The organism is Paenibacillus enshidis (genome assembly GCF_042136365.1).
In the GTDB taxonomy this organism is placed as follows: Bacteria; Bacillota; Bacilli; order Paenibacillales; family Paenibacillaceae; genus Paenibacillus; species Paenibacillus enshidis.
In genome coordinates this window covers 57,341-74,193 of the sequence record NZ_JBHHMI010000017.1, presented here as the reverse complement: position 1 = coordinate 74,193, position 16,853 = coordinate 57,341, and the positions used below count along the sequence as shown (strand labels likewise).

General features: G+C 53.3%; 16 protein-coding genes. 5 read left to right on the top strand and 11 right to left on the bottom strand.

Annotated features, from left to right (window positions below; translation table 11 throughout):
• Positions 1-365: 365 nt before the first annotated feature.
• The gene (locus ACE41H_RS17665; protein ID WP_375356819.1) at positions 366-977 is read left to right on the top strand and encodes a superoxide dismutase; all 612 of its coding nucleotides are present in this window, start codon (positions 366-368) and stop codon (positions 975-977) included.
• Positions 978-1,091: 114 nt separating this feature from the next.
• Here the strand turns inward: ACE41H_RS17665 and ACE41H_RS17660 are convergent, their stop codons facing one another.
• Both ACE41H_RS17660 and ACE41H_RS17655 read right to left on the bottom strand, forming a co-directional pair.
• On the bottom strand, positions 1,092-1,502 hold the full coding sequence (locus ACE41H_RS17660) for a hypothetical protein (protein ID WP_375356818.1): 411 nt from the start codon (positions 1,500-1,502) through the stop codon (positions 1,092-1,094).
• Positions 1,503-1,511: 9 nt separating this feature from the next.
• A complete protein-coding gene (locus tag ACE41H_RS17655) occupies positions 1,512-2,060 on the bottom strand; it encodes an NAD(P)H-dependent oxidoreductase (RefSeq protein WP_375356852.1) in 549 nt (182 codons plus the stop codon).
• Positions 2,061-2,256: 196 nt separating this feature from the next.
• Here ACE41H_RS17655 and ACE41H_RS17650 point away from each other — a divergent pair, with 196 nt between their 5' ends.
• Both ACE41H_RS17650 and ACE41H_RS17645 read left to right on the top strand, forming a co-directional pair.
• Complete coding sequence (locus tag ACE41H_RS17650) at positions 2,257-2,898, top strand: HlyD family secretion protein (protein ID WP_375356851.1); 642 nt, start codon at positions 2,257-2,259, stop codon at positions 2,896-2,898.
• 9 nt (positions 2,899-2,907) lie between these two features.
• Positions 2,908-4,437 (top strand): DHA2 family efflux MFS transporter permease subunit, encoded by a 1,530-nt coding sequence (locus ACE41H_RS17645; protein WP_375356817.1) that lies wholly within the window; start codon positions 2,908-2,910, stop codon positions 4,435-4,437.
• A gap of 788 nt (positions 4,438-5,225) precedes the next feature.
• On the opposite strand, the gene mutY is transcribed toward ACE41H_RS17645, so the two are convergent.
• The 5 genes from mutY to ACE41H_RS17620 all read right to left on the bottom strand — a co-directional run bounded on the left by mutY (position 5,226) and on the right by ACE41H_RS17620 (position 10,192).
• Positions 5,226-6,404 (bottom strand): A/G-specific adenine glycosylase, encoded by a 1,179-nt coding sequence (mutY, locus tag ACE41H_RS17640; RefSeq protein ID WP_375356816.1) that lies wholly within the window; start codon positions 6,402-6,404, stop codon positions 5,226-5,228.
• Positions 6,405-6,430: 26 nt separating this feature from the next.
• On the bottom strand, positions 6,431-6,829 hold the full coding sequence (gene acpS, locus ACE41H_RS17635; RefSeq protein ID WP_375356815.1) for a holo-ACP synthase: 399 nt from the start codon (positions 6,827-6,829) through the stop codon (positions 6,431-6,433).
• 174 nt (positions 6,830-7,003) lie between these two features.
• Positions 7,004-7,813 (bottom strand): NAD(+) synthase, encoded by an 810-nt coding sequence (gene nadE / locus ACE41H_RS17630; RefSeq protein ID WP_375356814.1) that lies wholly within the window; start codon positions 7,811-7,813, stop codon positions 7,004-7,006.
• 102 nt (positions 7,814-7,915) lie between these two features.
• Entirely contained in the window at positions 7,916-8,350 is a 435-nt protein-coding gene (locus ACE41H_RS17625) for a BrxA/BrxB family bacilliredoxin (RefSeq protein ID WP_375356813.1), read from the bottom strand.
• Between the two features lie 117 nt (positions 8,351-8,467).
• Positions 8,468-10,192, bottom strand: a complete 1,725-nt coding sequence (locus ACE41H_RS17620) for an ATP-binding protein (RefSeq protein WP_375356812.1) — start codon at positions 10,190-10,192, stop codon at positions 8,468-8,470.
• A gap of 166 nt (positions 10,193-10,358) precedes the next feature.
• Here ACE41H_RS17620 and ACE41H_RS17615 point away from each other — a divergent pair, with 166 nt between their 5' ends.
• On the top strand, positions 10,359-11,612 hold the full coding sequence (locus tag ACE41H_RS17615) for a BaiN/RdsA family NAD(P)/FAD-dependent oxidoreductase (RefSeq protein ID WP_375356811.1): 1,254 nt from the start codon (positions 10,359-10,361) through the stop codon (positions 11,610-11,612).
• 66 nt (positions 11,613-11,678) lie between these two features.
• On the opposite strand, the gene ACE41H_RS17610 is transcribed toward ACE41H_RS17615, so the two are convergent.
• A complete protein-coding gene (locus tag ACE41H_RS17610) occupies positions 11,679-12,104 on the bottom strand; it encodes a hypothetical protein (protein ID WP_375356810.1) in 426 nt (141 codons plus the stop codon).
• A gap of 300 nt (positions 12,105-12,404) precedes the next feature.
• Here ACE41H_RS17610 and ACE41H_RS17605 point away from each other — a divergent pair, with 300 nt between their 5' ends.
• Entirely contained in the window at positions 12,405-12,872 is a 468-nt protein-coding gene (locus ACE41H_RS17605; RefSeq protein WP_375356809.1) for a MarR family winged helix-turn-helix transcriptional regulator, read from the top strand.
• A 115-nt stretch (positions 12,873-12,987) separates the two neighbouring features.
• On the opposite strand, the gene ACE41H_RS17600 is transcribed toward ACE41H_RS17605, so the two are convergent.
• The 3 genes from ACE41H_RS17600 to ACE41H_RS17580 all read right to left on the bottom strand — a co-directional run bounded on the left by ACE41H_RS17600 (position 12,988) and on the right by ACE41H_RS17580 (position 16,651).
• On the bottom strand, positions 12,988-14,475 hold the full coding sequence (locus ACE41H_RS17600; RefSeq protein ID WP_375356850.1) for an MDR family MFS transporter: 1,488 nt from the start codon (positions 14,473-14,475) through the stop codon (positions 12,988-12,990).
• A gap of 138 nt (positions 14,476-14,613) precedes the next feature.
• Entirely contained in the window at positions 14,614-16,050 is a 1,437-nt protein-coding gene (locus ACE41H_RS25350; protein WP_511055612.1) for an ABC transporter ATP-binding protein, read from the bottom strand.
• 64 nt (positions 16,051-16,114) lie between these two features.
• Positions 16,115-16,651 carry an ECF transporter S component gene (locus ACE41H_RS17580; RefSeq protein ID WP_375356848.1) on the bottom strand — a complete coding sequence of 179 codons (537 nt, stop codon included), beginning with the start codon at positions 16,649-16,651 and terminating at the stop codon, positions 16,115-16,117.
• Positions 16,652-16,853 lie beyond the last annotated feature (202 nt).

The window sequence follows — 16,853 nt, the reverse complement described above, 5'->3', positions numbered from 1 at the left end:
GATCGGTTCGGGATTATGAGACACGTTTAGGACAAAGAAGAGGATTCGAGAGAAAGCATAATATCCAGGATAAAAAAATCATATTTAGGATCCTTTTATCCCCCCCTGACCCTAGCCATCATCCCTGAACGAAAGGGATAATTGTGCAAGGCATGCGTAAGGACAACAAGACGCGTAACTCTGGCGCCCCGCCGCTACTGCCTGATCAAAAGGGATAATTGTGCAAGGCATCGCGCAAACTTTTCCTGCAGCCGATTTTCTAAACAAAAAAGTTGATTAAATAGGCAAAAAGCGTTTAATATAGTGGTTGGGGGTTATGTAATATACATACAACATCAACCACTAATTTCAGGAGGGATTTTATCATGGCATTTACATTACCAGCACTTCCTTATTCCAACGATGCGCTCGAGCCTCATATCGACGCGCTGACTATGGAAATTCACCACGATCGTCACCATAACACGTATGTGACTAACCTGAATGCAGCTCTGGAGAGCGCTCCCGAACTGCAAAGCAAGAGTCTTGAAGAGCTGCTTACTGACCTGAACAGCGTACCTGAAGGCATCCGCACTGCTGTCCGCAACAACGGTGGTGGACATGCCAACCACTCCCTGTTCTGGGAAGTCATCGGACCAAACGGCGGTGGCGAGCCTACAGGCGCAATCGCTGAAGCGATCAACAACGAGCTGGGCGGTTACGGCAAGTTTAAAGAAGACTTTACCAAAGCGGCTACTACTCGGTTTGGCAGCGGCTGGGCATGGCTCGTAGTCGACAAAGACGGTAAGTTGGCCATTACAAGCACTCCCAACCAGGATAATCCGATCATGGAAGGTCAAACTCCGGTTCTTGGCCTTGACGTATGGGAGCATGCTTACTACCTGAATTATCAAAACAAACGTCCTGACTACATCGGCGCATTCTTCAACGTAATTAACTGGGACGAAGTGAACAAGCGTTACGCTGCAGCGAAGTAAGAGTTGCACAGCGGCAATGATTGTACAAAAAAAGCTGGCCACCGGCACAATGCCGGGAAGCCAGCTTTTTTTATTGCTCTTCGATTCAGATATCATGTACGCTCACCGCATTGATTACTTTTCCTTGTCGTCTCCTTCAGCCCCGGATTTGGACATGGAGCGGAGCGCGTCACGGTAGCTGAGATCGGAGCCCCTCCTCTCCTTCTGAGCAGATTCCACATTACGGCCTGCTTCCTTTCCCAGTTCCGCAAAGCTCCGGATCGCATCCCGGTAGGCCTTGTCCTCTCCTGATTCCTTCTTCCGCTCAACGTTTATCGCAGTGTTCTTTACAGGGCCGGGACTTTCTTGCTCCTTCTCAAGCCCGGAAGCTTCTTGCAGCTGCTCCCGAGCTGCCTGCTTGCGCCTTGGCTTGTCTGGCTCTGCTTTCTTTTCGGAATCCCTTGCAGCAGACCGGACATTGCGGTTGTTATACACAAACAAAAATATCAATGCCACCGCAGCCAGCACCAAAAAAGCAATAAACATGCTGACCTCCTATTCTGCGCGCTGCCCGGCAAATTTCATGGCCGTTTCAGCAATTCGCTGGCCAAATGCCCGGCCAAGAGCAAGATCGGCCGCACTCGGCAGATTTGGCGGATCCTCCGGTGAGGCTTCCACGGGGCATGTAACCCCTACACCATAATAGGAGCCGTAAAGCGCGTTCTCGGGAGTATTGGACGGCATCCCGACAATAATCATGCCTTGATGAAGCATCGGTGTAATCAGGTTGAGAAGCGTGGATTCCAATCCTCCATGAACAGTTGCCGTAGTACAGAAAACGCCGCCTATTTTATTGACCAGCTTGCCTTGGGCCCACAATAAACCCAACTGGTCAATCCATGCCTTGAGACCGCTGCTGATGGTGCCGAAATGTCCCGGGCAACCCCATATAATCCCATCCGCATCCACCAGCTCCTCGACCCTGGCTGACCGCACATGCTCCAGACGCACATCAGATCCATGGATTCTGGCTCCCTCGGCAATGGAGCTGGCTAAAGCCTCCGTATGACCGTTCTCACTATCGTATACCACCGTTATTTTTATCAAATGTCCTCATCCTTTATATATATCATTTCATATCTCCTTGCTTTTACTATCCCCAATACATGAAAAAATCATAATTAAATTTTTCAGGCATAGTTACAACTTCATCAGGGAAGCTTAGTAACAGCAACAATATGAAAGCTCTGGCGGAATCAGAGTTCGGGTATGGGTTTAAGATTCAACTAATATGGAGGGACTGTTTATGTATCCACGCGCAATACTTGTCAATCTGCTGGTCATCCTTATTATTCTGGCGGGAGTGGCAGCCGCGGCTTATTACTACTATCAGGCGGCCAACTACATCAAGACTGATAACGCCCAGGTATCAGGCCAGCAAATTACAATCGCTCCCCCGGTGGCCGGGAAGCTGGTAGACTGGAAGGCTGATGTAGGGGATAGCTTTAATGCCGGGAATACCCTGGGAAGTGTTGTATCAGGAGGCACGCGGACTAACATTACTATTCCGGCGAACGGAACTGTTGTTCAGGAAACAGCTGTTAATAATTCCATTGTCGGGGCGGGCACACCTGTCGCCAGAGCGTATGATATGCACAATTTATGGGTTACGGCGAATATGGAAGAGACACTAATCCGTGATCTGCAGGTCGGGCAATCGGTGGATGTTACTATTGACGCTTTCCCGGACACAGTGGTGTCGGGCAAAGTCAACCGCATCGGCCTGGCGACCTCGGGAACCTTTTCCTTGCTGCCCTCGAGCAATACGACCGCCAATTACACCAAGGTTACCCAGGTGATCCCCGTTGAAATTACTATTCAGGGGTACGAAGGACTCGGCATCGTTCCCGGAATGAGCGCTACTGTCAAGGTGCATAAATAGGTGGCGGCCATGGCGGAAAATATGTCCCTCGGAAGGCTGCTGACCGTTCTGCTCCTTGGAGCTTTTATTGCGATACTTAACCAAACCCTGTTAAATGTAGCGATCCCGCATCTGATGAATGATTTCAACGTATCAGCCACTACAATCCAATGGCTGTCCACCGGATATATGCTGACAAACGGCATTTTGATTCCGGTAACCGCGTTTCTGATCGAATCCTTTGGCACACGGGTTCTGTTCATTACAGCTATGGGACTGTTTACAGTCGGGGCATTGATTTGTGCCATGAGTACAGGCTTCACGCTTATGCTTATCGGCCGCATTATCCAGGCCAGCGGGGCCGGCATTATCATGCCTGTCGTCATGAACGTATTTCTAACCGTCTTCCCTCCGGAACGGCGCGGTGCAGCCATGGGCATGATGGGCATCGCCATGATGTTCGCACCAGCCGTCGGACCTACCTTGTCAGGCTGGATTGTGGAAGAATATACGTGGCGGCTTCTGTTCATCATTGTAATTCCCCTTGCTGTAATCGATATTTTGTTTGCGCTCCGCTGGCTCAGGGACGTCTCGAAGCTGACCTATCCCAAATTCGATTTGGCTGGCACGGTTTTCTCAACGATAGGCTTCGGGACTCTGCTGTACGGATTCAGCTCCGCGGGGGATAAAGGCTGGGACAGCATGACTGTCATTTTGAGCCTGTTCATCGGCATCCTGTTCATTCTGTTTTTTATCCTGCGTGAATTGAACATGGATCAGCCTATGCTGGAATTCAGAGTGTTCAAATATGATATTTTTGCGGTATCCACTCTGGTCGGCTCTGCCGTGAACATGACTTTATTTGGCGGCATGCTGCTGCTTCCGATGTATTTGCAGAACATTCGGGGCTTCACCCCGCTCCAGTCCGGGCTGCTGCTGCTTCCCGGCGCTCTGCTGATGGGGGTCATGTCCCCCATCTCTGGGGTCATCTTCGACAAGATCGGAGCGCGCCCGCTAGCCATCATCGGCCTGTTGGTTACCGCTGTGACGACGTGGGAATTCAGTTTTCTGACCGATGCCACGCCATACAGCCATATTCTCCTGATCTATACGATCCGCAGCTTCGGCATTTCCCTGCTCATGATGTCCGTACAGACCGAAGGGCTTAATCAGCTCCCCGCCCATCTGGGCAGCCATGGGACGGCCATGTCGAACACGATACGGCAGATCGCCGGTTCGATCGGTACGGCCTGGCTGATCACCGTGATGAGCAGCCGGTCCGTGATTCATCTGGCCGATTATGCCAATACCGCATCTGCGGTAAGCGGCTCAGGCGCCGGGCTGGAGCAGCTTGGCCAAGGAATTGCCGCTTCCGCCGGGGTACCGCCCCAGACCGGCCAGAATCTCGCTCTCATGCAGGTATATCAAACTGCCGTTACCGAGTCCACTATAAAGGGCATTAACGACGCGTTTATTGTCGCGGCAGGTATCGCCGTGGCCGGGCTGGTATTTTCCCTGTTTCTACGCAGAGCCATCCCGCGCAAGAGCGCCGGTCATTAGGATGCACAAAAGGCTGTTCCCCGGCACGACTACGTCGGAGAACAGCCTTTTTTATTTACTCAACTTTCGCAGAGCCCAAATCCAATTTAAACCTTTGTAGCTGCTGGGTTCGAGGAATTCGAATCCCCTTCTAGTGCTGGACAGTCAAGCCGCCAGCCGATCGTGGCAAGACATGTGATACTCGCTTTTCAGGAGCTTTGCACGATTATCCCGTTGGATCAGGTACAGAAAACCAGAAACCGGGAACCGAAAATATACTTTAGGCACGTTAAAGTAACATAATCCATAATCCACGAACATAAGTTCTTTTTTTCATTATAACAAACATGTGTTCCTATTTCAAGCCGAACATCCCATTTGAGCTGCCTCTTTTTTTCTTATCTCTTTTCTCGTTTCTCTTTTCTCTTTATTCCTTCCCCTAGGCCCCAAACCCTCAACACCCCCGCATTCTGATCAAAAGGGATAATGGTGCAAGGCTGTATGGAGAGGCACCAAGCACCAAGCACCAAGCACCAAACACCAAGCACCAAGCACCAAGCACCAAACACCAAGCACCAAGCACCAAGCACCAAGCACCAGGCATCAGGCATCAGGCAACGGACACCAGACACCACCCTATAGACACCCATCACTCTGGCTACTAGACTCTGAGGGGGGGCGAATCCCCTTCTTGTAAGAAGTTAGCAAAAAGCTGTCTGCTTTGATTCAGCGTCAGCTCCAGCAGTAGATCTCCGTTTTGCCCAGTTACATCAAGGCCTGTTTGCCGATTTCATGCTGCGAAAGTTGAGTTATTTACTATCAAAATAGTCCCGAAGAATATCAAGAAACACCTTCGGAAAGGCCAGGGTCTCCATATCGCTGCGATTAATCCAGCGTACAGCCGCTCCGGATGTCCCCTCTTCTACAGATGCGGCCTCTGTCCTGTACTCAGCCCGGGATTCTGCCGCCAAGCTCTGCTTCAGCCCCGCACCAGGCTCCCCTTCAAGACAGCGGAATACCCGCAGATTCCAATGGATATGGCTGAACGTATGCTCCGCTTCACGCAGAAACGCCACCGGAAAAACCGGTAAGCCCTCATCCATCAGCGCCCCGGCCAGCCTGTCCATGGCGGGCTCATCGGGCACAGGGCCTTCCGTGCCGGACGGGGACGATGCAACGTGCGGCAGCTCCCACATTCGTGCAAGCAAACCTGTAGCCGGACGCTGGCGGACCAGTATCCGTCCTGCATGATGGCCCTGCCCTTCAATCAGAGCGACAGAACGCTGCTCAAGGCGTGGCTTCTTGGCCTTGGTCTTGACGGGCAGCGTCTCTTCCCTGCCGGCCAGCCTGCCTTCACAATGCTCCATGACTGGACAGGTCAGGCAGTGCGGTGACTTCGGCGTGCATACGAGCGCCCCGAGCTCCATCAGCGCCTGATTGAAGTCCGAGGCCCTGTCCTCGGGAATCAGATCGCGCACCAGTTCCTCCATACCAGCTCGTGTGCTGCCCTTCATAATATCCTCTTCGATCAGAAAATATCTGGAGAGTACCCGCATTACATTCCCGTCCACAGCAGGTTCCGGGCGGTTAAACGCAATGCTCATAATCGCCCCGGTTGTGTATGGCCCGACTCCCTTCAAAGCCGCAACAGCGCCACGGTCATCCGGAATACGGCCGCCATGCAGCTCCACCACCTGTCTGGCAGCCTGCTGCAAATTCCGCGCCCTTGAATAGTAGCCAAGCCCCTCCCAGTGCTTCAGCACATCCTCCTCGGGGGCGTCCGCCAAAGCCTGTAGTGTGGGAAAGCGTTCTATAAAACGGTTGAAATAAGGAATCACCGTATCCACTCTTGTCTGCTGAAGCATGATCTCGGACACCCAGATAAAATAAGGGTCCCTGTGCTTGCGCCATGGCAAATCGCGCCGATTCCCCATATACCATGCCAGCAGCTCTCTGCTGAAAAAGCGTCTTTGCTCCAAATTAGTCATTACGTTGAATTCTCCTGTACGGCTATTTAATTCGACATACGCTCCACCACGGCAAAGGCGGATGCAAGCTCTGTCTGATGAGTAATACTTAGATGAATGTTATAAACCCCGTTGTCCGGCAGCGTGAGCCTTTCCCAGGCCGCCTCCGTAAGCTGTACGGCAGGGCGTCCTCCCGGCTGAGGCAGAATGGTCATATCCTGAAAACCGATCAGCTTCCCAATACCGCAGCCGAAAGCCTTCGACACAGCTTCCTTCGCGGCAAACCGTCCGGCTGCAAATTCGCTCAACCTTCCTGAACGCTCTTCAGCAAGCGCCAGCTCGTCCGAAGTAAGGATACGCTGCAAAAACGACTGCCGATGACTTCCCTCTATAATCCGGTTTATTCTTTTAATCTCCACCACATCATGTCCGATCCCATAGATCACAGAACTTACCTTCCTCTCTCTGTGCCCTCAAACGGCAAAACCGATGTATTCCACGCTTGGCATAAAATCTATTTTAACAGGTGGCCAGAGCCATTGCGAGAGCGGACAGAAAAGCAGGCGGCAAAAAAGCAGCAACGGCTTTCCGCCACTGCTGCTTTTTCATGACATGATAGTTCAGATACCCGGAATCGCATTCCGTTTGTGGGCCGTCTTTTTGTAGAAGCTTTCCAGCCGCTCACGGGCAGCAGGATCGATTTCCTTGCCTTCGAGGTAGTCGCTGTTGTCCTCATAGGAGATCCCCAGTTCCTTCTCATCCGTCTGACCTTCCCATAATCCTGCGGTAGGAGCTTTGTCCAGGATTTCCTGCGGCACCCCAAGATAGCTCGCCAGTTGGCGTACCTGACGTTTATTCAGGCTGGTCAGCGGCGTAATGTCCACAGCTCCATCACCCCATTTGGTGTAAAAGCCCGTAATCGCCTCCGAAGCATGGTCGGTTCCGACCACCAGCAGATTCAGTTCATTGGCCAATGCGTACTGGACAACCATACGGGTTCTCGCCTTCACATTGCCTTTGCCCTGAGGTGTCATCGTGCGGGAAATATTCAAGGCTGCAAAGCTCTTGTTCACCTCGGCCGCAATATCGTCAACCGGAGTTTGAATGTTGGTCTCCGCCATATGTTTCAATTCGAAGGCCTTGGCCACCGCATAGCTGTGTTCAATATCCGATTGGGTTCCGTAAGGCTGGAACACACCGAGAGTCATATATTCCTCCCCATGCTCCTGTGTAAGCTCGTCCGTCGCGCGTTTGCAAAGACCTGTAGCCACCGCGCTGTCAATTCCGCCGCTAATAGCGATCAGCAACCCTTTCGCCCTGGCGTTTTCCACATAGCTTTTCAGAAAATCCACACGCTGGCGAACCTCGGCCTCTACATCAATCACGGGCTTGACATTTAATTCAGCAATGATCTGCTCCTGCAATGTCATCAGATATGCACCTCTCCTACTAGAATGTGGGACAAAAATTGAGGACAAACGAAACGCCCCGGCAGCTTCGCGGAAATCGAAAGATGCGGGGCGCTATCCTTATTAACGGCAGAAGCGTTCAAACGCGCCGGTCAAATCCTCCGCAATCTCCTCGGCGGAACGATTCTCCACCTGATGGCGTTCAATAAAATGAACCAGTTCTCCGTCCTTCATCAAAGCAATGGAAGGGGAAGACGGCGGATAAGGGGCGAAGTATTCACGCGCCTTGGCAGTAGCCTCCTTGTCCTGTCCGGCAAAAACGGTAAACAAATGATCAGGGGTCACATCATTCTGCAACGCCTTCGCGACGCCCGGACGAGCTTGACCTGCCGCACAGCCGCATACAGAATTGATAACCACAAGCGCTGTTCCCTTGTCCCCCGGCAAATTGGCTTCAACCTCCTCAGGCGTACGAAGCTCCTGGATTCCGATGGACGTGAGCTCATCTCTCATGGGCTGAACCATATCCCTCATATATTGGTCAAAAGACATAGACATTACCTGTTCACTCCTTTATGGATAATTCTTAACTTGTATAGGATTATTTTTATTATACATTCATCATGCGTGAAAGCAAACCTGTCGCTGTATTATGAATGCGGTATGCCAAGCAGGCTACGCCTCCTTTGAGCCCTGCAATTCAGACATGGCTGCCGGATAGTCCGCAAGCCTTCTCAGTCTTACGACAAATGAAGTTCCCGCGCCTTCATCCGAATGGACTGCGATCGTGCCGTGGTGACGCTCAACGATTCTCTTGCACAGCGAAAGCCCAAGCCCTGTCCCCTTCGCCTTAGTGGTGTAGAACGGCTCAAACAGCTTCCCGATTCGCTCCGCCGGGATGCCTGAACCCGTATCCCTCACTTCCAGCTCGACATACTCTCCATCGGTCCGGGTCAGAATGGTCAGCATGCCTTTATCACCCATAGCCTCCATTCCGTTGCGGGCCAGGTTCAGGATCAGCTGCTTGATTTCTTTCGGATTCAGGTACAGATTGGGAACGCTATCATCCAGCTTGAGTTCGATGCTTTGGCCGCGCAAATTGGCGTCAGCCCACAGCAGAGGCACTAGCTCCTGCACAAGGCTGTGCAGATGGCTGTCCTCCTTCTCGACAATCCGATTCTGGGCGAGAGAGAGGAAATCGTTAATGATGCCGTTGGCCCGGTCAAGCTCTTCCATAACAATCAGGTAATAATGATCGAGAGACACCGGGGATTTTTCCCGCATCAGCTGAAGAAAACCGCGGACCACCGCCATCGGATTGCGTATTTCATGCGTAATTCCCGCAGCCATTTGTCCAACAAGGCTCAAGCGCTCTACATTCCCCATCTCGCTCCGCAGCATTTCCAGTTCCGTCATATCCTGCATTACATACAGAACCTCCATAATCTCGCCGTTAGGCTCATAAATAGGGGAAATACTGGACAAATAAATATAAGGCCCTGATTTTGAAATTTTCGTATCCCGCTCGCCTTGCAGGGCTTTGTCAAAGCTCAAAGCCAACTCCTGAAGGCGGTCAGATTCCGCCAGCGTGGAAAAATGCACACCGACGATATCTTCTTTATGAAGCTCGGGAATCCTAAGCCTGTAATATTCCAGCATCGTTGTGTTAATATGTATGATGTTGCCCTGCCGATCCAAAATGGCGGTCGCCGACGGCATATACTCCAGATATGCCTTGAGTTTGCCGGATTCCAACTGCAAGCGGACCGTCGTCTGCTCCAGGTCGGAACGCAATCTCCTGTTGTTCAAGGCCCTCTCAATCATAAAAGAAATAAGGCACGCTGTCAGTACGGAGAACAGGGCCGAGCCCAGATATACCGGTACTTCCGATAAAGAGAAGCTGTCAGGCGTATCTCCGGCCGTCAGCACAGTTATGTAATGAAGGGCAAATTGGGCAAGGATAAAAACTGAGAAGACTGTGAGTTTAAAGGCAGGCTTCCCCTGTTTAAAACGTGAAGAGAACACTAACGCCGCCGGAGCAAGCAAAACACCCGAATCAATCAGCACCGCCATCCGATCCGGATCGGGCGCTAACAGGAGACTCCCGATAGCAGTAAGTAAAGTAAGTATAAAAGCAGTGGAAACCCTGGCATACAATAATGCTGCCGTCAGCGGTATAAAGCCCAAATGCGGAATCAGCGGAGCTTGATCTGAGCGGAACAGCAGACAAAGGAAGATAGCGGGAATGCAGGATCCCGCCAAAATCCATTCATGTCTCTGTTCTTCAGAAGCAGGCTTTCCTTTGGTCAAATCATTAACCCTGTCCGCGAGCAGTGAAAAGAGGCCTGCCATCATTCCGGCCAAAAGCAGCTGCAGCACTTGTTCCCTAATCTCGGTCAAAATGGCTCTCCCCCTTTCTCATCTGTCGCCTGATAGTTCGATTAAAACATAGGCAACAATATATTACAATATATGTGTGAGTTCCCGGAATATGACCCCGGGCGCCAAAAGTTGTCGAGGCCATACGTGAACATGAAACTATTTAATAAAGGAAGAAGAATAATAGATGAAATACGACATTGTAGTAATTGGAGGCGGTTCCGCGGGGCTGATGGCTGCAGCGGCTGCCGGTGAAACGGGCGCTAAGGTGCTTTTGGTTGAAAAAGGAGCCAAGCTTGGACGCAAGCTCGGTATTTCCGGAGGCGGCCGCTGCAACGTTACCAACGCCAAGGAACTGGATGAGCTGATCCGACATATTCCAGGCAATGGGCGTTTTCTGTACAGCGCTTTGACCGCTTTCAGCAACAAGGACATCGCAGCCTATTTCGAAAAGCTTGGCATCCAGCTGAAGGAAGAGGATAACGGACGCATGTTCCCCGTTACGGACAAGGCAAAAACCGTTGTGGATGCGCTTGTAAAAAAAGTCCGTTCTGAAGGCGTGGAAATCCATCTGAACTCCCCGGTGGCAGAGGTGCTGTATGATGAGGGACATGCTTGCGGGGTCAGACTCCGGTCCGGAAGCATAATCCGCAGCAGCAAGGTGATTATCGCCGTGGGCGGCAAATCCGTGCCTCATACCGGCTCCGAAGGGGACGGCTACGCGTGGGCGGAAAAGGCCGGGCATACGATCACAGAGCTTTACCCCACCGAGGTGCCCCTGGTGTCCAATGAACCGTTTATACAGGATAAAAGCCTGCAGGGCCTCTCTCTGCGCAGCGTCAGCCTTACTGTCTGGAATCCGAAGCACAAGAAAGTGATCACCCACGAGGGGGACATGATCTTTACCCATTTCGGAGTTTCTGGTCCTGCTGCCCTGCGCTGCAGTCAATTTGTCGTAAAAGAACTGAAAAAGCATGGAACGGGAAAAGTCCCTCTTACACTGGACCTGTTTCCTCATAAATATGAGGATGAAATACACACCGAGACGTGGAAACTGGCCGAGGAAGACTTCAGAAAAGCGCTCAAAAATACGCTCAAGGGTTATCTGCCGGAAAGGCTGATTCCACTGCTGCTCGATAAGGCCGGGCTACGGGAGGATCTGACCTTCGACCATATTCCGAAGCAGCAATGGCGGGAGCTGGCCCGGCTGATCAAGGAGTTTCCGGTTTCCATCAGCGGCACGCTCTCCATCAAGGAAGCCTTTGTTACAGGAGGCGGGGTTAATCTGAAAGAAATCGACCCCAGGACGATGGAATCCAGGCTGATGCCCGGACTGTACTTTTGCGGTGAAATTATGGATATTCACGGTTATACCGGAGGATACAACATTACCGCCGCCTTCACCACCGGTTATAACGCCGGCCGGCATGCGGCGATGTAGTCTCCCCAAAACGGAAGGCGCTTCCTCGAGAAAGCACCTTCCGCATCTTTCCGCACATTCATTTCACTATGCCTTGACACTGCCCGGGAACCCGTCCATATCCGCTGCGGCCGGAGCGTCTTCCGACACATTGTGCAGGGCGTCCGGGGCATGCAGGGTGTCCTCAGTCTTGAAATCATTGCTTGCTCCGGTCAGATAACTCTCATTCCAATCGTCATTTACAAGATGGGCGGGAATCACGACCTCGTCCAACCCATAGGCGCTGAGTCCGCTTCCCTGTCGATATATGCCGTCGTTGATATTCAGGCAGCCCCCATGCTCCTGACAAATTTCCAATGCAGACTCTACATCCTGGTTCTCAATCCGTACATACAGACCCCCCTCTCCAGAACGCTGCGCATCATAGCCGATTTCTTTCAGTGTGCTGCAGGCCGAATCGGCTGCAAAGGATTCGCTGAATTCAAACTTTAAGGGCGTATTTTCCATATTCATAATATATGTACCTCCATATCTAGTATGTTGATTTGAGCTTCTTAATAGTAATATGCCCAATTCCTTCCGTTTTTAAGAGCAAAGAACATATCTCAAGACCTGTTTCTTTCCCGCCCTTGTGCACGTACGCGAATCTATCCAAGCATTTTAATAAAAATTTAATAATTAAAAATGCAATTACTGTGACAAACGTCATATAACACAAGACCCAGTCCCTGTAAACTTATGCCATGGGCACGATTGCCCGTTCGGAAGTCCGGGCGTTCAACCCCAAATCCATAACATAAAGGCGGAATGAATATGCTGGATTCAGCCTCTCTTCTTACCCTAAAATCTATGCATCTTCACAGTGTGCTCTCCAAAGCGTTCAAGAGTATAAGCGAGCATTCAGTCGCAGGCATCAAAGCTGCCGGCTTCAACCCGACAGCCTTCGCTGTCATGGAAGTGCTGTATCACAGAGGACCGCAGCCTATCCAGCAGATTGGCGCCAAGCTGCTGCTGCAAAGCGGGAATGTCACCTATGTCATCGACAAGCTGGAAAGCAAGGGTTATCTGTTCCGTCACCCCTGTCCGCAGGACCGGCGCATTATCCATGCGGAGCTGACGACGGAGGGGCGCAGAATCATGGATACGATTTATCCTGCCTATACACAGCAAATTGAAAGGGCCTACAGCGGAATAAGCGATGAAGAAATGGATCAGCTGATTAAGCTGTTGAAGAAGCTGGGCCGCAGTGCGGAAAGCTTATCGTCCTCTACGCATAAATAACGTATTTTGCCCCCTGTGAAACGGAGGAAACGAAATTTGTATGTTAACTCTAAAATTTCAAATATGCGCTGAAGAGGCCATTTCCGGCACCAGGTCCGTAAATGGCCTCTTCAGCTTAAACCTGGGCACCCTCTTCTTCAGGTGCAGGCGGCTGATTGCGCAGCCCCCACACCACGATCCAGCTGACCACCGCAATCACTGTCATAATCAGAAACAGGGAATGCAGGCCGCTTTCCATCACCTGTCTCAACAGGTGTGCAGTTTGCACGCTCATCTGCTGCCCCGAGTGGGCAGACAGCAGACCGCTGATTTCCTCCTGTGTCACTCCCTGCTCCAACAGATGGTTAGCCGCTGACTGCTCCGTTATCCGGTAATTCAGCCAGGACCCGAAGGCTGCCACGCCAACGGTCTGACCCAGTGTGCGCAAAAATGTATTAAGCGCAGTGGAAGCTCCACGCTGCCGGAAACCGACCGATGACTGCGCAATAATCGTAAACGAGGTCATTGAAAAGCCGAAGCCCAGTCCGTACATAAAGGTTCCGGCGAGCATCAGCCATACAGGCGAGAACTCGCTTATCAGCAGCATCACCACCGCAGCAGCCGCAATAAAACTGAGGCCGAGGACAGAGGTAAAGCGCGAGCCGAGCCGCACAATCATGCGGCCTCCCCACACCGAACCAAACAGCCATCCTACAGCCATAGGCGAGAGCGCAAGCCCTGATGAAGCCGCATCACCGCCGCGGACCCCCTGAATCCAGAGCGGCAGATAGCTCGTCAGACCGATCAGCAGCGAGCTGACCAGCAGGGCAGCTATACATGACACCGCAATATCGCGGATGCCGAACAGCTTGAGCGGAACCATCGGCTCCTGTGCCCGCTGCTCAATAATCAGAAACAGCACCAGAAATATGACTGCACCGGCAGCAAGAGCAAGCAGCACTCCCGAGGACCAGCTCATGTATTGTCCACCCAGCGTCAGGACGAGCAAAAGGGCGGCCATGCCGATGGTGAAAGTAACGGCCCCCGCAATGTCAATCCTGGCCGTCCGTTTGGCCACCTGCTCGTGCAGATAACGAGCGATAAAGAACATAGCCACTATACCAAAAGGCACATTGAAGACAAAAATCCATTCCCAGCCGAAGTAAGAGGAGACGTATCCGCCCAGCAGGGGCCCTAGCAGGGAGGAAATCCCCCATACGGAGCTGATCATTCCCTGCACCCGGCCGCGTTCCTCAATCGTATAAATGTCGCCGATAATCGTAAAGGTTACCGGAATGACCGCTCCTGCGCCGATCCCTTGTATGGCTCTGTATACGATCAGTTGATTCATATTCCCGGCCAATCCGCAGAGCAATGAGCCGATTACGAACAGGGAGCAGCCGATCAGAAAAATGGGCTTACGGCCATACAAGTCGGTAAGCTTGCCAAAGATCGGCGTTGTAACCGCCATTGTCAGCAAATACGAGGTAAAAATCCAGCTCAGCAGAGATACGCTGCCCAGTTCACTGACAATCGTCGGGCCGGCAGGGCCAATGACCGTGCCTTCGATGGCTGCCAGGAAGGTGGCGAGCAGCACTCCGACCAGAACCAAGCTGCGTTTCATGGGTTGCTGTGTATCCACGATATGCTTCAAATCCTCTCTATGATTTGTATTCGGAAAACCGGGGGTTTCCTGATCCGGCAGGCAAGAACAGGCGGACCTAAAGGCCCGCCTGTAACAATCATGTTATATTTTGGAGGTTTAGCGCGGCTTTGTCAACCGCAGCGTACGGTCGGGAAGCGTACCGGCCAGCTCGGAATCATGCGTAATCACAAGCAGGGCCGCTCCAGCCTCCGACTGCTCCCGGCACAGCTCCAGGAAAATCTCCGCCCCTTTATAATCGGTTCCGGCCGTCGGCTCGTCCAGAATGTACAGCTTGCGCGGCAGCACAAATTGCGCTGCCGTGCTGAGCAGTCTTTTCTCGCCGCCACTCAGCAGATAAGGCGAGGCCTGCAGCTTCTCCTGCAGGCCGCTCCGGCGCAGCAGCTCATGTGCCCGCCGCTCGTATTCGGCTGGCACCTCCTCCTGTCTGCGCAGGCCCAGGAATGCCCGGACACTGTACAGGCATTCCTCCCACACGGTCGCGGCGGCGAACTGGTGTTCAGGCTGCTGGAACACATAGCCGATCTCCGCGGCCAGCCTCCAGACAGGGAGCTTCGCCATATCGGCTCCCTGCCAGAACATGCGCCTGCGTGGCACGGGCAGCAGGCCCATCAGCAGCTTGCCGAGCGTCGTTTTGCCCGCGCCGTTCTCGCCCAGCAGAACGACGCGTTCGCCCGCGGCAAGCGCAAGGCTTGTGCCGGCCAGCGCCGGCCGGCTGCTCCCCGGATAGGTGAAGGACAGCTCCTTCACCTCCAGCAGGGGAGCGCGCGAGGTCCGCTGCGATGCCGGTGCGCTGGCGCTGCCCCCCTGCGCGGAGGGCAGCAGCCCAAGGGCTGCAAGCTGCGCCCCATGGGAGCGCAGCAGCGCCTCAGGCGGGCCGTCGAGCAGCACGGCCCCGCCCGCCAGGACGATGACGCGCTGGGCGGCCAGCGCCGTCTCATCCATGCGGCCGGACGCGGTGACGACCGTCCGGCCTCCGGCCCGGAGCCGCCGGCAAAGGCGCACGAAATCGTGCCGGGCCGGCGGGTCCAGATTCGCCGCAGCGTCGTCGAAGACGACGAGCTGCGGCTGCAGCGCGAGCACCGCCGCGATGCCGGTGCGCTGGCGCTGCCCGCCTGACAGGCGGCGCACCCGGGAATGGCGCTCGGCAGCCAGGCCGACCGTCTCCAGCGCATCCGCCAGGCGGCGCCCAATCTCGTCCGGAGACACGCACAGGTTCTCCGGACCGAAAGCCACCTCATCCTCCACCGTTTCGCGGATGAGCTGCGCATCGGGGTCCTGCAGCACCACGCCCGTGGTGGTGGCGATTGCGGCGATATCCGCCTCCGCCGGGTCCAGTCCGAATACAGTCAGGCTGCCTGTGCTTTCCCCCAGACCTGCCCGGGACAGCGTGCCGTTAAGAAGCTGGCAGAGGGTAGACTTCCCGCTGCCGCTGGCCCCGAGAATGGCGGTATGCTCACCACCCCTGATCGACAGCGTTATATCGCTTAAGGCAGACGACTCCTCCCCATTGTAACGATAGCCTAGCTGATCCATTACGATGACGGGGAGCCTGCCTTCACCGCCGGCAGGCTCCCCGTTCTTCTCCTTCCGCTTCGGCTCAGACACGCTCGTCACGGCTCCAGGCATAACGACGCAGGAGGCCTGTACGGCCGAGGGCGTCTCCCAGCCATTTGGTCAGCATTCCGCACAGCAGCACTCCGCTGATCACGCGAACGACAAGCGCAATGGCCAGCACCTGCCAGCCCCAGCTCGTATAACCGAACATATAGGCCGCTACGATAAACCACAGCGGAACCATCGCCCCGCCAGCGAGCATAAGCGCCCCCACATTCCATACCTTGTGGCGCAGCAGGGCAAAGACCAGTTCGGCTGCAATCATATAGCAGAGTGCTGCCGCTATCGCCGACATGAAGCCGTAAGCCGTGCCCATGAACGACTGCACAAGCGCACCGAACGCGTAAGTAATCACAGCCGTGCCGGGCTTGCGGATAATATAGTAGGCAAGCAGTCCGTAAACCATGTACAGGCCGACAATGGTGGAGGTGGCAATCGGGCCGCCAAGGCTGTTCAGCGTCTTGTTGACAACAGACAAATAAAAGGTCATCGCCCCGTTCGCTGTAGCCAGCATAGCCATCAGAACAATATCAAAGGTAGTAAAAGCGGAAAAACGAAATTTTTTCACAATCGGCAGCTCCTTATTCTCCCATTTCTGACTCACTCTCTTTCACATGGTATGATAGGCACGTCTCATTGTCAACCTGTTTTATTTATTTTAAGTTGACAATGAGAGCGCAAGAACCCCCTTCACGGTTTAAGTATGGAATCGACCGTGATGA

Coding starts and splice junctions, on each gene's coding strand:
- ACE41H_RS17665 (WP_375356819.1), top strand. CDS start 366: ATGGCATTTACATTACCAGCACTTCCTTATTCCAACGATGCGCTCGAG.
- ACE41H_RS17660 (WP_375356818.1), bottom strand. CDS start 1,502: ATGTTTATTGCTTTTTTGGTGCTGGCTGCGGTGGCATTGATATTTTTG.
- ACE41H_RS17645 (WP_375356817.1), top strand. CDS start 2,908: ATGGCGGAAAATATGTCCCTCGGAAGGCTGCTGACCGTTCTGCTCCTT.
- mutY (WP_375356816.1), bottom strand. CDS start 6,404: ATGACTAATTTGGAGCAAAGACGCTTTTTCAGCAGAGAGCTGCTGGCA.
- nadE (WP_375356814.1), bottom strand. CDS start 7,813: ATGACATTGCAGGAGCAGATCATTGCTGAATTAAATGTCAAGCCCGTG.
- ACE41H_RS17625 (WP_375356813.1), bottom strand. CDS start 8,350: ATGTCTATGTCTTTTGACCAATATATGAGGGATATGGTTCAGCCCATG.
- ACE41H_RS17615 (WP_375356811.1), top strand. CDS start 10,359: ATGAAATACGACATTGTAGTAATTGGAGGCGGTTCCGCGGGGCTGATG.
- ACE41H_RS17610 (WP_375356810.1), bottom strand. CDS start 12,104: ATGAATATGGAAAATACGCCCTTAAAGTTTGAATTCAGCGAATCCTTT.
- ACE41H_RS17605 (WP_375356809.1), top strand. CDS start 12,405: ATGCTGGATTCAGCCTCTCTTCTTACCCTAAAATCTATGCATCTTCAC.
- ACE41H_RS17600 (WP_375356850.1), bottom strand. CDS start 14,475: ATGAAACGCAGCTTGGTTCTGGTCGGAGTGCTGCTCGCCACCTTCCTG.
- ACE41H_RS25350 (WP_511055612.1), bottom strand. CDS start 16,050: ATGGATCAGCTAGGCTATCGTTACAATGGGGAGGAGTCGTCTGCCTTA.
- ACE41H_RS17580 (WP_375356848.1), bottom strand. CDS start 16,651: ATGGCTATGCTGGCTACAGCGAACGGGGCGATGACCTTTTATTTGTCT.